The following is a 13,723-nucleotide window of genomic DNA, read 5'->3' on the forward strand; positions in this document are numbered from 1 at the left end:
CAGCCGCAGCATAACCCGACAGGGTCCACGGAGAACGTCAAATTACGCCCCGCGGGCTAAGCCGACCTACGACTCTTCCGTCATCCCGGCGTATGCCGGGATGACGAGGAACGGGTTGATCATTCAGGGAAGCTTATGCATCAGTCACTTCTTCCGTGCTTTCCGTGTATTCCGTGGCGCTCTTGATTTTGACTTTTTTTTCAATCCCATGGCGGGTTAAGATTGGGGGATTGCCATATCAGGAGCGGGACATGAACCAGGACGAACTCAAACAAAAGGTCGCCGAGGCCGCCATCGAATACGTGGTGCCCGGCACGGTCATCGGCATCGGCACCGGCTCGACCGCCAACCTGTTCATCGACGAACTGGCGAAGATCAAGGGTAAAATCGAGGGGACAGTGGCCAGTTCCGTGGCCAGCGCCGAGCGCCTCAAGGGCCACGGTATCCCGGTCTACGAGTTGAACGACGTGGACGAGGTGTCGGTCTATATCGACGGCGCCGACGAGGCCACCAAACACCTGCACCTGATCAAGGGCGGCGGCGGCGCACTCACCCGGGAGAAGATCGTCGCCGCGGTGGCGAAGAAGTTCGTCTGTATCGCCGACGGCTCCAAGCTGGTCGACGTGCTCGGCAACTTCCCGCTGCCGGTCGAGGTCATCCCCATGGCCCGCAGCTATATCGCCCGCGAATTGACCAAGCTGGGCGGCCGCCCGGAGTTGCGCGCCGGCTTCACCACCGACAACGGCAACGTCATCCTGGACGTGCACGGCCTGCAGATCATGGAACCGACCAAGCTGGAGGCGCAGATCAACAACCTCGCCGGGGTAGTCACGGTCGGCATCTTCGCCCTGCGCCCGGCGGACGTGCTGCTGCTGGGTACGGCGGAAGGGGTGCAGACGCTCGGCGGCAAGTGAAGATCAAGATCAAGGTCAAGGTCAAGAGCGCCACGGAAAACACGGAAAGCACGGACAGAGCCAATGCAACGTCTCGGGCTGGTGTTAAGATCCGCCGTCATCCCCGCGCAGGCGGGGATCCAGTGACCACGGCGGTATGTGGATCCCCGCCTGCGCGGGGATGACGGACTTAAGGCCAGACGAAGCCGCTTCGGCTCTCTCTCCAATAATAATTTCCGTGCTTTCCGTGTAGTCCGTGGCGCTCTTGAACTACAGCAGCACCCGCTCCACCCCGCCTTCCTTCACCCGGTCGATGAAACGCTTCTGCCAGCCGTCGCCCAGCATGCGGTTGGCCAGTTCCATGACGATGTAGTCCGTCTCGATGCCGGTGTCGTCGGCGTAGCGCGACAGGCCCTGCTGACAGGCGGGGCAGGAGGTGAGCATCTTGACGTTGCCGTTGCGCACCTGTTTCTCGCCGGTGAGCTGCTCGATGCCCTTCTCGATCTCCTCCTGCTTGCGGAAGCGCACCTGGGTGGCGATATCCGGACGCGACACGGCGAAGGTGCCGGCCTCCCCGCAGCAGCGATCGGAAAGCTGCACCGACTGACCCAGTAGCTTCTCCGCCACCTGGGTGGGCTGGTGCTTCTTCATCGGGGTGTGGCAGGGGTCGTGGTACAGGTACTGCACGCCCTCCACGCCTTCCGTCGAGATGCCCTTCTCCATCAGGTACTCATGGATATCCAGCAGCCGGCAGCCGGGGAAGATCCGGTCGAACTGATACTCCATCAGCTGATCCATGCAGGTACCGCAGGAGACCACCACCGTCTTGATGTCCATATAGTTCAGGGTGTTGGCCACACGGTGGAACAGCACCCGGTTGTCGGTGGTGATCTTCCGTCCCTTCTCGGTCTGGCCGCCGGCCTTCTGCGGGTAGCCGCAGCACAGGTAGCCGGGCGGCAGCACCGTCTGGGCGCCGACCTCATACAGCATGGCGAGCGTGGCCATGCCGATCTGGCTGAACAGGCGCTCCGAGCCGCAGCCGGGGAAATAGAACACCGCATCGGAATCGTCGTCGACCTTGCCCGGGTCGCGCAGGATGGGCACCAGCTTGTCGTCCTCCAGCCCGAGCTGGGCGCGCATGGTCTCGTGCGGGATATCGTCGGGCATCGGCTTGCGGATGAAGTTGATCACCTGCTCGGTCACCGTCATCGGCTTGGAGGTCGCCGCCGGCGGCGCCTTCTTCTGCATCAGCGGCAGGCGCTTCGCCAGCTGGTAGGCCCAGCGCTGCCCCCTGTAGCCCCATTCGATCATCAGCTTGCGGATCAGCTTGATGGTGCGCGGGTCGGTGACGTTGAGATAGGTCATGGCCGCGAAGGTGGCCGGGCTGAAACGCTTCTGGCCACGGTCACGCAGGATGCTGCGCATGGTGATGCTGACATCGCCGAAGTCGATGTCCACCGGGCAGGGATTGAGGCACCTGTGGCAGATGGTGCAGTGGTCGGCGACGTCGTTCATCTCGTCGAAGTGCTGCACCGACAGGCCGCGCCGGGTCTGCTCCTCGTACAGGAAGGCCTCGATGATCAGCCCGGTACCCAGGATCTTGTTGCGCGGCGAGTACAGCAGGTTGGCGCGCGGCACATGGGTGGTGCACACCGGCTTGCACTTGCCGCAGCGCAGGCAGTTGCTGATGGAATCGTTGAGCGTGCCCAGCTCGCTTTCCTCCAGTAGCAGCGCCTCCTGCTGCACCAGACGCAACGAGGGGGTGTAGGCGTTGGCCAGGCCCGAGCCGGCCAGCAGCTTGCCGGTGTTGAAGCGGCCCTCGGGGTCGACCTTCTGTTTGTAGCTCGCGAAGGCCTCGATGGCCTCCGGCTCCAGGTACTGGATCTTGGTCAGGCCGATGCCGTGTTCGCCCGAGATCACGCCATTGAGGGCGCGCGCCAGCTGCATCACCCGGTCGACGATCTGGTCGGCCTCGCGCAGCATCTGGTAGTCGTTGGAGTTGACCGGGATATTGGTGTGCACATTGCCGTCGCCGGCATGCATGTGGGTGGCGACGAACAGACGGCTGGAACGGATGTCGCTGTGAATCGCGTCCAGCCGGCGCATGAGCGCATCCCATTCGCGGCCGGCGAAGATCTCGCGCAGCGGCGCGGCCACCTCGTTGCGGTAGGAGATGCGCAGGTCGCGGCGCAGCAGCAGGTTCAGCAGCGCATCCGTGGACTGGCGCGCGGCGCGGGCGGGCTCGTCCAGCAGCGCATCCTGCTCCTGGGCGGAGTCATCCATGTGATCCAGGATGGCCAGCCAGCGGCTGCGCACCGTCTGCAGGTGCTCGCGGGCGGCGGCCTTCTTGTCGGCCTCGATCTGGCGGTTCTCCTCGCTGTCCTCGAAATCGGGATCGTTGCGCAGTTCCTCCAGCTCGCCGGCGAGGTATTCCAGCACCGCGTCGATCATGCGCAGCTTGTTGCGTGTGGAGTACTCGATGTTGATGCGCTCGATGCCCTCCTGGTACTCGGCCAGGCGCTCCAGCGGGATGACCACATCCTCGTTGATCTTGAAGGCATTGGTGTGGGCGGCGATGGCGGCGGTGCGGCTGCGGTCGAGCCAGAAGCGGCGCCGCGCCTCCGGGCTGGTGGCGATGAAGCCTTCGGCGCCGCGGGCATTGGCCATGCGCACCACCTGCGAGGCGGCCTCGGCCACCCGGTCCTCGTCATCGCCGGAGACATCCACCAGCAGCACCATCTTGGGCAGCTCGCGGCGCGGCGCCTTGGTGCTGTAGTTGACCGCCTTCACATAGCGCTCGTCCAGGTGCTCCAGACCGGACAGGGTCACCTCCGCATGGGCATCCAGATAGTCCTTGGTCTCGACGATGGCGGGCACCGCCTTATGCAGGTCGCTGCCGAAGAACTCCAGGCACAGGGTGCGGGTGTGCGCCGGCATCCGGTGCAGCACGAAGCGCGCCGAGGTGATGATGCCGTCGCAGCCTTCCTTCTGCACCCCGGGCAGGCCGCCGAGGAACTTGTCGGTTACGTCCTTGCCGAGGCCTTCCTTGCGCAGACTGCGGCCCGGCATCTCCAGCAGTTCGGGCTCGGCGATCTCGGTTCTGCCGTCCGGGCCGAAACGGCGGATGCGGAAGCTCACCGTCTCCTGATCGTGGATCTTGCCCAGGTTGTGGTTGAGCCGCTCGACCTCCATCCAGTTGGCATCCGGCGTGACCATGCGCCAGGACACCAGGTTGTCCAGCGTGGTGCCCCACATGACCGCCTTCTTGCCGCCGGCGTTCATGGCGACATTGCCGCCGATGGTGGAGGCGTCCTGCGAGGTGGGGTCGACCGCGAACACGAAGCCGGCCGCCTCGGCCGCCTCGGCCACGCGGCGGGTGACCACGCCGGCGCCGGTACGGATGGTGGCGACCTTGCCGTCCACGCCCTCCAGTTCCATCTGCTCGACCGGGCCGAGCGCTTCGAGCTTCTCCAGATTGATCACGACGGACTCGTCCACCAGCGGCACGGCGCTGCCGGTGTAGCCGGTGCCGCCGCCGCGCGGGATGATGGCCAGGCCCAGCTCCAGGCAGGCCTGGATGATGGGGCCGACCTCCTCCTCGGTGTCCGGGTTGACCACCACGAACGGCATCTCCACACGCCAGTCGGTGGCGTCGGTGGCGTGCGAGACGCGGGCCAGACCACCGAAATCGATGTTGTCCTTGCGGGTGATGCGCCCCAGCCGGCGGCGGATGCGCTTGCGCAACTCGCGGGTCCGAGGGAACCAGGCCTCGAACCGGCGCACCGCCTCACGCGCCGCGCCGGCCAGGCGCAGAGCCTTGTCGTTGCCGTCGGCGCGCGCCTCGATCTGGTCCAGGCGGTGATGCAGGGCATGGGTCAGCGAGCCCCAGCGCCGGCGGTTATCCAGCAGATCGTCCTGGATATAGGGGTTGCGATAGATCACCCACATGTCGCCCAGCACCTCGAACAGCATGCGCGCCGAGCGGCCGGTCTGGCGCTCGCCCCGCAACTCGTTCAGCACCTCCCACATCTCCACGCCGAGAAAGCGGATGACGATTTCGCGGTCGGAGAAGGAGGTGTAGTTGTAGGGGATCTCGCGGATGCGAGCGGGTGTACTGGTCATGGGTAATCCGGGGAAATCTCGAGTATTGCGTAGATTAGAGGACGCTTATTGTAGCAAAGAGGCGGGGCGGGTTTCAGGTGGGGTGGTTAAAACCCTTGAATGCGCCACGGAATACACGGAAGGCACGGAATACTCCATGTATTTCAGCATAGTAGGTCGGGTTAGCGCAGCGTAACCCGACATCATCGGCGGCGGCATCCGGCTCCGATGTCGGGTTACGCCCTTCGGGCTAACCCGACCTACAGAACTTCGGCCTGGGGATGCAGGGTTTTACGAATTCAAGGCACAAAAAAAACGGGGCCCGAAGGCCCCGTCAAGCTCTTGCATACCGGCTTGCGCCGTTATTAGAACTTGTGCTTCACACCCAGCGAGAACTTGTCCTGCTCACCACCGGCATCGGCGTCGATGTTGTTGTAGCCAACATAGACCATGGTGCGCTTGCTCATGCTGTGGGTGGCAGCCAGGGTCCAGCTGTCATAGCCGGTGTCGACAGCGGTGCTGTCGTCGTCGCCCTGACCGTAAGCAGCGTACAGCATGTTGTTGCCCATGGTGAAGGTGCCGCCCAGGTGCCAGACGTCGGCGCCGTCGATGTTGTTCGGCTTGACTTCCGGGTTGGACAGCAGACCGTCGTCGCCTTCGTACTGACCGAAGACCTTGAAGCTGCCCATGGCGTAGGAACCGCCCACCTTCCAGGCACTGTCTTCGTTGCCATGGTCGTTGGTGATGTAGGAGGCATAGGCCAGGATCGGGCCGTTGTTGTACAGGCCGGTCAGGGCGTAGGTGTCGTCGCCGTCGTCGGCATCGACATCGTTGGAGTCGAAGCTGTAGTCGACGATGGCTTGGAAGCCGCCCATGCTCGGGCTGTCCCAACGAACGTGGTTTTCCATACGGCCGCGGCCGTTCTCGCCCACGCCGGTGTGGCCGCTGGACTGCAGACCGTGGTCACGCGCCTGCAGGCTGGTGCGGTACAGCGGGTCGATCATGGCGCCGGTGCTCTTGTAGCCGGTGCTGATGGTGCCGAAGCGGATCTTGCCGAAGCCGCCGTCCAGACCCAGCCACTGGTCACGATCGGTGATGGCGTTGTTGGCGCTGTTGCCGGCACCACCCGAGGGGTTGCGCTCAGTCATGTCGAACTGGAAGTCCAGCTTGAAGATAGCCTTCAGACCGTTGCCCAGATCCTCGGAGCCCTTGACGCCGACGGAGCAGGTGGTGCAGTTCATGTTGATGTCATCGGTACCGCCGGAAATATCGGTGTAGTCCAGGCTGGTGTCCAGGTGACCGAACAGGGTGACGTCAGCGTTGGCGGCCACGCTCATGGAAGCGGCCAGGGCGCCGGCGATCGCGGTAGAAAGAAGCTTCTTGTCCATTTGGTGTTTCCCCTTATCCATTACAGATGGTACGAAAGGATTGAATTGAATCGCGAAGTAAAGCTACTCCAGTTTTCGCACTTGTGCAACAGTCTATCCCAAAAAAACCACAATGTTGTTTTTCTGTCGCAAAAGTACAACACCAGATACTGTGTGTTGTCGGGTCAATAACGGCAGGGGATACAAAATATTGAGTTTTAATTATTTTTATTTTTTATATGGGTATAGAATATTTCTAATACCTAGGGCGCAAAAAAGCCGCAGTCGCCCGGTTCAGCACGCAGAAAACAGCTGTTTTCTGCGTTCTTTCCAGGGCTTCTGCGGTCTTCTTAATCCAGCAGATCAGAAACGGTAGCCGATGCCTGCAAACAACACCATCGGGTCGATGGCGACCTCGAAGTTGGAATTCGTGGCACCGCTGATGCTGGCGTCGGTGTCGATATTCATATACCAGACCGAGCCGTTCACGAACCAGCGATCGTTGAGGTCGATATCCACGCCCGCCTGCAGCGCCAGACCGAAGGAATCGTCCAGATCCAGGTTGCTGTTGGGCAGCACGCCTGATTCCAGATCCTCGTCGAAGAAGGTGGTGTAGTTGACGCCGATGCCGACATAGGGCCGGATCTTAGCGCTGGGCTGGAAATAGTACTGCGCAGTCAACGTCGGCGGCAGATGCTTGGTCGAACCGACCTTGATGCCGTTCTCAGCGACATTGACGTCATGCTCGAACGGGGCTGCACCCAGCAGTTCGATACCGAAATGGTCGGTCATCATGTAGGTCAGCGTGAAGGCGAAACTGGCGCCCGAGTCCGCCTCGACATTCAGCCCCAGACCGGTCGGATCGCTTTCACCGGTCGGTTCGATGTAGCCGAGGCCGCCGCGGACCAGGATATCGCCCTGCTCCAGCGCATTTGCCGTACCCGCACCCAGCGCCATGGCCAGCGCCGCGGTCAGTGCCGTTGTCTTGATCGTCCTGGACATTAGTCATCCCCTTTAAACTATATTTAAAATACATGTTATGCGCCTGTGCATCAGGGCATGGGCGGCAGACTATGCACAGCACTGCTGTGCAACCATGACGCACATCAACAGTTGCTTCAGGGGAATGAGGGCGCGCGGGGTTTTCTTGATCTGGGGCAATTTTGAACGCGGCGGATACGCCCGGGTGTGTACGGAAGGAACGGAGCAAACGTCAGGTCAGGCCAGGCGTTCACTGACACATCCTGCCGATGCAGTGTCGGGTTATGCTTCGCTAACCCGACCTACTCCTGACGCCTGCGCAACAGTCATTGGCTTTAGTGGATTTCGTGGGATTCGTGGCCATCGGCCCCAACAAAAAAGCCCCGCCAGAGGGGCGGAGCTTCTTATTGGCTGGGGGACTAGGATTATTCGGCGCCAAGGCGCCTCACCCCTTCGGGGCCGTCCTGCGCTGCGCTCCGGACGTTCACCCTCGCTCTGCTCGGGTGTCGAACCTGGCTAGGTTCTCACCCCTCGACCGCAAGCCAACAAAAAAGCCCCGCCACAGGGGCGGGGCATTTTTGTTGGCTGGGGGACTAGGATTCGAACCTAGGTTGGCGGAGTCAGAGTCCGCAGTCCTGCCGCTAGACGATCCCCCAAGAACAGGTTGCGGACAAACGCCCGCAGCCGATCGCGATCAGCGCTTGCTGAACTGGGTGGCGCGACGGGCCTTGCGCAGACCAACCTTCTTGCGCTCGACCTCGCGGGCGTCGCGGGTGACGAAGCCGGCGCGGCGCAGCGGGCTGCGGTTGTCCTCGTTGTACTTGATCAGCGCACGGGTGATGCCGTGACGGATGGCGCCGGCCTGGCCGCTCATGCCGCCGCCCTCGACATTGACATAGATGTCGAACTGCTCGCCGGTGTTGGTGGTGTCCAGGGGCTGGCGGACCACCATGCGGGCGGTCTCGCGGCCGAAGTATTCATCCAGCGGGCGCTTGTTGACGACGATGTTGCCGCTGCCCGGGCGCAGATAGACGCGGGCGGTGGAGGTCTTGCGGCGACCGGTGGCGTAGTGTTGTTCCTGCGGCATGGCGCGTTCCTGTCTCAGAGTTCCAGTGTTTTGGGCTGCTGGGCAGCGTGGTTGTGCTCGGGGCCGGCGTAGACCTTGAGCTTGCGGCACATGGCCCGGCCCAGCGGGTTCTTGGGCAGCATGCCCTTGACCGCGGTCTCGATGATCTCCTGCGGCGCCTTGGCGCGCAGCTTGTCCAGACTGATGGACTTCATGTGGCCGATGTACCCGGTGTGGTGATAGTACATCTTGTCCGTTTCCTTGTTGCCGGTCACGGCGACCTTGTCGGCATTGACCACGATGATGTAGTCGCCGGTATCCACGTGCGGGGTGTACTCCGGCTTGTGCTTGCCGCGCAGGCGACGGGCGACCTCGGTGGCCAGACGCCCCAGGGTTTTACCTGCTGCATCAACCACATACCAATCACGCTTCACCGTTTCCGGCTTGGCAGTATAAGTCTTCATCGTAAGTCCTGCTCCACAGACCAGCGTTGGAAAGACGCGGAATACTACAGAAAACCGCCCCTGGATACAAGCCTTCCAAATGGCCACGGAAAGCACGGAAAGCACGGAAAAACACCTGAATTTCGGGCCGGGCGCGAAGCGCCCCGGCGGAAAACGCGAACAAGTCCGTGCTTTCCGTGTAGTCCGTGGCTATCTCACAGAAATTTCAGGCAAAAAAAAAGGCGTGGCCAAGAGGGAGGGGCGCCACGCCGAAGTATAACCACCAAAGGAGGATGGAGGAGTACTGAATCGCCGGCTAATGAGGGGGATCCGGCAACTCAGTATGTGAGTAGTTTCTAATATGCCGATTCGCTTGTCAACCCCTGCTGCGGAATTTTTTCCGCCCGGCGCCGCGGAGCGGCAGGACTGGCCGGTAGGATGGGTGGAGCGCAGCGCAACCCATCGTTTTCCGCCAGGCGATTGATGGGTTACGGCGCTGCGCGCCTGCACCCATCCTACGGGGTAGGACAGGAAGCACTGGAAAAGGTTTCAGATCTTGAGGCGTTCGACCGGGCGGCCGTTGACCAGGTGCTCCTCGATGATCTCGTCGATGTCCTCCTGATCCACATAGGTGTACCAGGTCTCGTCGGGGTAGACGACGATCACCGGGCCCTCGGCGCAGCGGTCCAGGCAGCCGGCGGTGTTGATGCGGCACTGCCCCGGGCCGGCGATGCCGAGTTCCTTGGTGCGCTGCTTGGCATAGTCGCGCATGGCCTGGGCATCGAATTTCTGACAGCAGGCCGTGCCGTCCTCGCGCAGGTTGGTGCAGAAGAATACGTGATGTTTGTAGTAGCTCATCGGGATGCGGATTCCAGGCAGCCGGACACAAGGGACGATCGCAGGTCGGGTCAGCGTAGCGTAACCCAACATTTCCGGGTGTCGGATTACGCCCTGCGGGCTAATCCGACCTAAATCTGCTGTGCTATTATCGCAGACATGGCCAGCGAGCGCAGTTACAGTCCCTTCGATCATCTGATTGCCAACTTCGATCAGGCACTGCGGACCCTGTTCGGCCGTCCCGACACCACCGGGCGGCCGGATCCGTCCGCGGCCGAGCCGGAGGGCGAATTGTCCGAGGCCGACCGGCTGGAGTCGGCCCGGCTGATGCGCATCAACCATACCGGCGAGGTCTGCGCCCAGGCGCTGTACCAGGGCCAGGCGCTGACCGCGAAACTCGAGGCGGTGCGGGAGAACATGGAACGGGCCGCGCGCGAGGAGAACGACCACCTGGTCTGGTGCGAGCAGCGCATCGAGCAACTCGGCGGTCACACCAGCTACCTCAACCCCTTCTTCTACTCCGGGGCCTTCGCCATCGGGGCGGCGGCCGGCGCGGTGGGCGACAAGTGGAGCCTGGGCTTTGTGGGCGAGACCGAGAAGCAGGTCATCGCCCACCTGGACGGCCACCTGCAGCGGCTCTCTCCCAATGACCGCAGGAGCCGCGCCGTGCTGGAACAGATGCGGGTCGACGAGGCCCAGCACGGCCACACCGCCATGGCCGCCGGCGGCGCCCCCCTGCCCGGCCCGATCCGCCTGGCAATGAAGCTGTCATCGAAGGTCATGACGGGGACGACCTACTGGGTCTGAGCAAGCCCACCCTTCGGCTGGAGGCCGGAATGCCTTATGTAGGATGGGTGAAGGCGCGCAGCGCCATAACCCATCACCTGGCCGTCGGACCACGATGGGTTGCGCTTCGCTCCACCCATCCTACCTCGCTGCGTTGACGCCACCCGGGCCCGGGACACCTACAGCTTGGTGATGTTGCGCCCGTAGAAGATCTCCATCATCTCCTTCTGCAGGCGCTTGCGGATCTCCTTCTCCTCCTTGCCGCTCAGCTCCTCCACGCCGGTCCCGAACAGGTAGTTGTCCAGGTCGAACTCCTTGAGAATCATCTTGGTGTGGAAGCTGTGCTCCTGATAGACGTTGACGTCGATCATCTGGTAGCGGTTGCGGGTATCCCGCGACATGAAGTTCTGGATGGAGTTGATCTTGTGATCGATGAAATGCTTCTTGCCCTTCACATCGCGGGTGAAGCCGCGCACCCGGTAGTCGATGGTCAGAATATCCGACTCGAAGCTGTGAATGAGAAAGTTCAGCGCCCGCAGCGGCGAGATGCGTCCGCAGGTGGAGACGTCGATGTCGGCGCGGAAGGTGCTGATGCCGCCGTCGGGATGGCTTTCCGGATAGGTATGCACCGTGATGTGGCTCTTGTCCAGGTGCGCCACGACGGCATCGGGCAGCGGACCCGGCCGCTCGACGTTGGCCAGATCCTCCTCGGACAGCACCGGCTCCTCGGAGATCAGCATGGTCACGCTCGCCCCCTGAGGATCGTAGTCCTGATGGGCGATGTTGAGGATATTGGCACCGATGATGTTGGACACCTCGGTCAGGATCTGGGTCAGGCGCTCGGCGTTGTAGGCCTCGTCGATGTACTCGATGTATTCCTTGCGATGCCGGGCAGTCTTGGCATAGCAGATATCGTAGATATTGAAACTGAGGGTCTTGGTGAGATTGTTGAAGCCGTGCAGGCGCAGTTTTCGCATCGAACCTCTCACCATGATCACACTCTCCTTGCCAGTGCCGTTGGGTGTCGCTGAAAGCGGCGGATTATGTCACATTCCCGGCGATGGGGGGATGGTAGATCATCTGGACGATATTCCCCTCGGGGTCGGCGCAGTAGAAGCTGCGGGCCCCGTCGCGGTGGGTGCGGGGCGCGGCCTTGATGACAACCCCGTTCGCCACCAGGAAGTCGTGCCAGGCGTCGACGTCCTGGGCCCGGCGCAGAATGAAGCCGATATGGTCCAGCCGGGTCTCGCCGCCGCCCTTGCCCGCCTCGCGGTGCAGGGCCAGATTGTCCTGACCGGCGCTGCTGAGGTAGACGTTGTCGGCATCCGGCTGCCACTCCAGTTCCATGCCCAGCAGGTCGCGGTAGAAGTGCAGGCTGGCGTCCAGGTCATTGGCATACAGGGCCACGTGGCGCAGGCCCAGGGTTGCGGGGGGGCGTTGAGTCATGGTGTTCCTCGGATCAGGGTGAATTGAACTACTCGGGTGCGCGTCGCTGCGAAGGAAAGAACCAAAACCAGGATGTAGGTTGGGTTAGGCGCGCAGCGCCGTAACCCAACAGACCGCGAGTTGTCGGGTTACGCTACGCTAACCCGACCTACGGCACTTAGTCTCCTGGCGACTCCGACTCCCCGAGCTCAATGATTTCATAATCATGGGTAATGGTAGCGGCCTTGCCCAGCATGATCGAGGCCGAGCAGTACTTGTCCGCCGACAGGCTCACGGCACGGGCCACCTGGCGCTCGGCCAGCCCCCGGCCGGAGACGATGAAATGGACATGAATATGGGTGAACACCTTGGGCGGCTCGGCGGCCCGGTCGGCCTGCAGCTCGACCACGCAGTCCTCGATGGGCTGACGCGCCCGGCGCAGGATATGCACCACGTCGAAGGCGGTACAGCCGCCCATGCCCAGCAGCAGCATCTCCATCGGCCGCACGCCCAGATCGCGGCCGCCGTTGTCCGGCGGCCCGTCCATGACCACGGCATGGCCGCTGCCCGATTCGCCGATGAAGGTCGCCGCCTCCACCCACTTGACCCGCGCCTTCATAGTGCCTCCGGGCGTTGTACAGGAAAATTTCGTGAAGCCTATCACAGATCGACAGCCCACAGGACCTGCCCAAGTGCCCTGGCATGCGTCTATTATTACCTTCAGCAAGGCGAGAAGCGGCCGGCTGCTAGGCGCGCGAGCGCAGGACTAGCCATCGCTAATTCAAGCGAGCGCAACAACGCAGCCGGCCGCTTCTCGCCTTGCCCGGAGGGAGCCCCGCATACACGCCAATGCGGCGTTGCAGCCCTTGAAAAGGGCGCGCCATTTCCTGCGGACTGCGCCTTGCCTTGACCCGTATGCGGGGCTCTGAAGGTGATAATAGACGCATGCCAGGGCACTATGTATAGTCTGAGTCCGCTCAAGGAGATAGGGCGCAAGCCCGATAAGCCGGCATGACCATGGAAACCAAGCCAATCAAATCCACCGGAAATGCGTCCATCGACAAGTTCCTGGAGCATTGCCACCGGCGGCGCTACCCGTCCAAGAGCGTCATCATCTACGCCGGTGATGCCCCCGACGTGCTCTACTACATTGTGGACGGGTCGGTGACCGTGCTCAACGAGGACGAGAACGGCCACGAGATCATCCTCGCCTACCTCAACAAGGGGGACTTCTTCGGCGAGATGGGCCTGTTCGGCGAGAACGTCACCCGCAGCGCCTGGGTGCGCACCCGCACCGAGTGCGAACTGGCCGAGATCAGCTACGCCAAGTTCCGCCAGATCGCCCAGGAGGATGCCGAGATCCTGTTCGCGCTCGCCACCCAGATGGCGGCACGCCTGCGCACCACCAGCCGCAAGGTCACCGATCTGGCCTTCCTCGATGTCACCGGCCGCGTGGCCCGCACCCTGCTGGACCTGTGCAAGGAACCGGACGCCATGACCCATCCTGACGGCATGCAGATCCGCGTCACCCGCCAGGAGATCGGCCGCATCGTCGGCTGCTCGCGCGAAATGGTCGGTCGGGTACTCAAGAGCCTGGAGGAACAGGGCCTGATCACGGCCCGGGGCAAGACCATCGTGGTGTTCGGGACGCGCTGACTATCCAACTTTGGCGCTGTAAACGCAGAGGGCGCAGAGGCGCGGAGACGCAAAGGAAATATAAGGATATTTCGTCATCGCGAGTCTCGTAGGTCGGGTTAGCGCAGCGTAACCCGACAGTGTCCGGGTACAACGTCGGATTACGCCCTTCGGGCTAATCCGACCTAC

12 protein-coding genes, 1 tRNA gene and 1 other RNA gene are annotated in these 13,723 nt (G+C 62.5%); 3 read left to right on the forward strand and 11 right to left on the reverse strand.

Annotated features, from left to right (window positions below; translation table 11 throughout):
* Nucleotides 1-251 precede the first annotated feature (251 nt).
* Nucleotides 252-914: a ribose-5-phosphate isomerase RpiA gene (rpiA, locus tag CFK21_RS14270; protein WP_096367280.1), complete on the forward strand. Its 663-nt coding sequence runs from the start codon at nucleotides 252-254 to the stop codon at nucleotides 912-914.
* Nucleotides 915-1,163: 249 nt separating this feature from the next.
* Here the strand turns inward: rpiA and CFK21_RS14275 are convergent, their stop codons facing one another.
* The 8 genes from CFK21_RS14275 to CFK21_RS14310 form a co-directional block, all read right to left on the reverse strand.
* Nucleotides 1,164-5,015 (reverse strand): DUF3683 domain-containing protein, encoded by a 3,852-nt coding sequence (locus CFK21_RS14275; protein WP_096367281.1) that lies wholly within the window; start codon nucleotides 5,013-5,015, stop codon nucleotides 1,164-1,166.
* A 344-nt stretch (nucleotides 5,016-5,359) separates the two neighbouring features.
* Nucleotides 5,360-6,382: a porin gene (locus CFK21_RS14280; protein ID WP_157745713.1), complete on the reverse strand. Its 1,023-nt coding sequence runs from the start codon at nucleotides 6,380-6,382 to the stop codon at nucleotides 5,360-5,362.
* A 342-nt stretch (nucleotides 6,383-6,724) separates the two neighbouring features.
* Nucleotides 6,725-7,363, reverse strand: a complete 639-nt coding sequence (locus tag CFK21_RS14285; protein ID WP_096367283.1) for an OmpW/AlkL family protein — start codon at nucleotides 7,361-7,363, stop codon at nucleotides 6,725-6,727.
* A 387-nt stretch (nucleotides 7,364-7,750) separates the two neighbouring features.
* Nucleotides 7,751-7,892, reverse strand: a non-coding RNA gene (locus tag CFK21_RS14290) — RtT sRNA.
* Nucleotides 7,893-7,924: 32 nt separating this feature from the next.
* Nucleotides 7,925-7,998 (reverse strand) — tRNA-Gln (locus CFK21_RS14295).
* 38 nt (nucleotides 7,999-8,036) lie between these two features.
* Nucleotides 8,037-8,429 carry a 30S ribosomal protein S9 gene (gene rpsI, locus CFK21_RS14300; protein ID WP_096367284.1) on the reverse strand — a complete coding sequence of 131 codons (393 nt, stop codon included), beginning with the start codon at nucleotides 8,427-8,429 and terminating at the stop codon, nucleotides 8,037-8,039.
* A gap of 14 nt (nucleotides 8,430-8,443) precedes the next feature.
* The gene (rplM, locus tag CFK21_RS14305; protein WP_096367285.1) at nucleotides 8,444-8,872 is read right to left on the reverse strand and encodes a 50S ribosomal protein L13; all 429 of its coding nucleotides are present in this window, start codon (nucleotides 8,870-8,872) and stop codon (nucleotides 8,444-8,446) included.
* 528 nt (nucleotides 8,873-9,400) lie between these two features.
* Entirely contained in the window at nucleotides 9,401-9,709 is a 309-nt protein-coding gene (locus tag CFK21_RS14310; protein ID WP_096367286.1) for a (2Fe-2S) ferredoxin domain-containing protein, read from the reverse strand.
* 138 nt (nucleotides 9,710-9,847) lie between these two features.
* On the opposite strand from CFK21_RS14310, the gene coq7 reads away from it, so the two are divergent.
* Nucleotides 9,848-10,495 (forward strand): 2-polyprenyl-3-methyl-6-methoxy-1,4-benzoquinone monooxygenase, encoded by a 648-nt coding sequence (coq7, locus tag CFK21_RS14315; RefSeq protein ID WP_096367287.1) that lies wholly within the window; start codon nucleotides 9,848-9,850, stop codon nucleotides 10,493-10,495.
* 158 nt (nucleotides 10,496-10,653) lie between these two features.
* Here coq7 and speD read toward each other — a convergent pair whose 3' ends face one another.
* From speD to CFK21_RS14330, 3 genes are all read right to left on the reverse strand, one after another.
* Complete coding sequence (gene speD, locus CFK21_RS14320; protein WP_096367288.1) at nucleotides 10,654-11,451, reverse strand: adenosylmethionine decarboxylase; 798 nt, start codon at nucleotides 11,449-11,451, stop codon at nucleotides 10,654-10,656.
* Between the two features lie 64 nt (nucleotides 11,452-11,515).
* On the reverse strand, nucleotides 11,516-11,920 hold the full coding sequence (locus tag CFK21_RS14325) for a VOC family protein (protein WP_096367289.1): 405 nt from the start codon (nucleotides 11,918-11,920) through the stop codon (nucleotides 11,516-11,518).
* Between the two features lie 157 nt (nucleotides 11,921-12,077).
* The gene (locus tag CFK21_RS14330) at nucleotides 12,078-12,518 is read right to left on the reverse strand and encodes an OsmC family protein (RefSeq protein ID WP_096367290.1); all 441 of its coding nucleotides are present in this window, start codon (nucleotides 12,516-12,518) and stop codon (nucleotides 12,078-12,080) included.
* Nucleotides 12,519-12,916: 398 nt separating this feature from the next.
* Between CFK21_RS14330 and crp the strand changes: the two genes are divergently transcribed.
* Nucleotides 12,917-13,555 carry a cAMP-activated global transcriptional regulator CRP gene (gene crp, locus CFK21_RS14335; RefSeq protein ID WP_197702964.1) on the forward strand — a complete coding sequence of 213 codons (639 nt, stop codon included), beginning with the start codon at nucleotides 12,917-12,919 and terminating at the stop codon, nucleotides 13,553-13,555.
* The last annotated feature ends 168 nt before the right edge of the window (nucleotides 13,556-13,723 follow it).

This window comes from Thiohalobacter thiocyanaticus (genome assembly GCF_002356355.1).
GTDB lineage: Bacteria > Pseudomonadota > Gammaproteobacteria > Thiohalobacterales > Thiohalobacteraceae > Thiohalobacter > Thiohalobacter thiocyanaticus_A.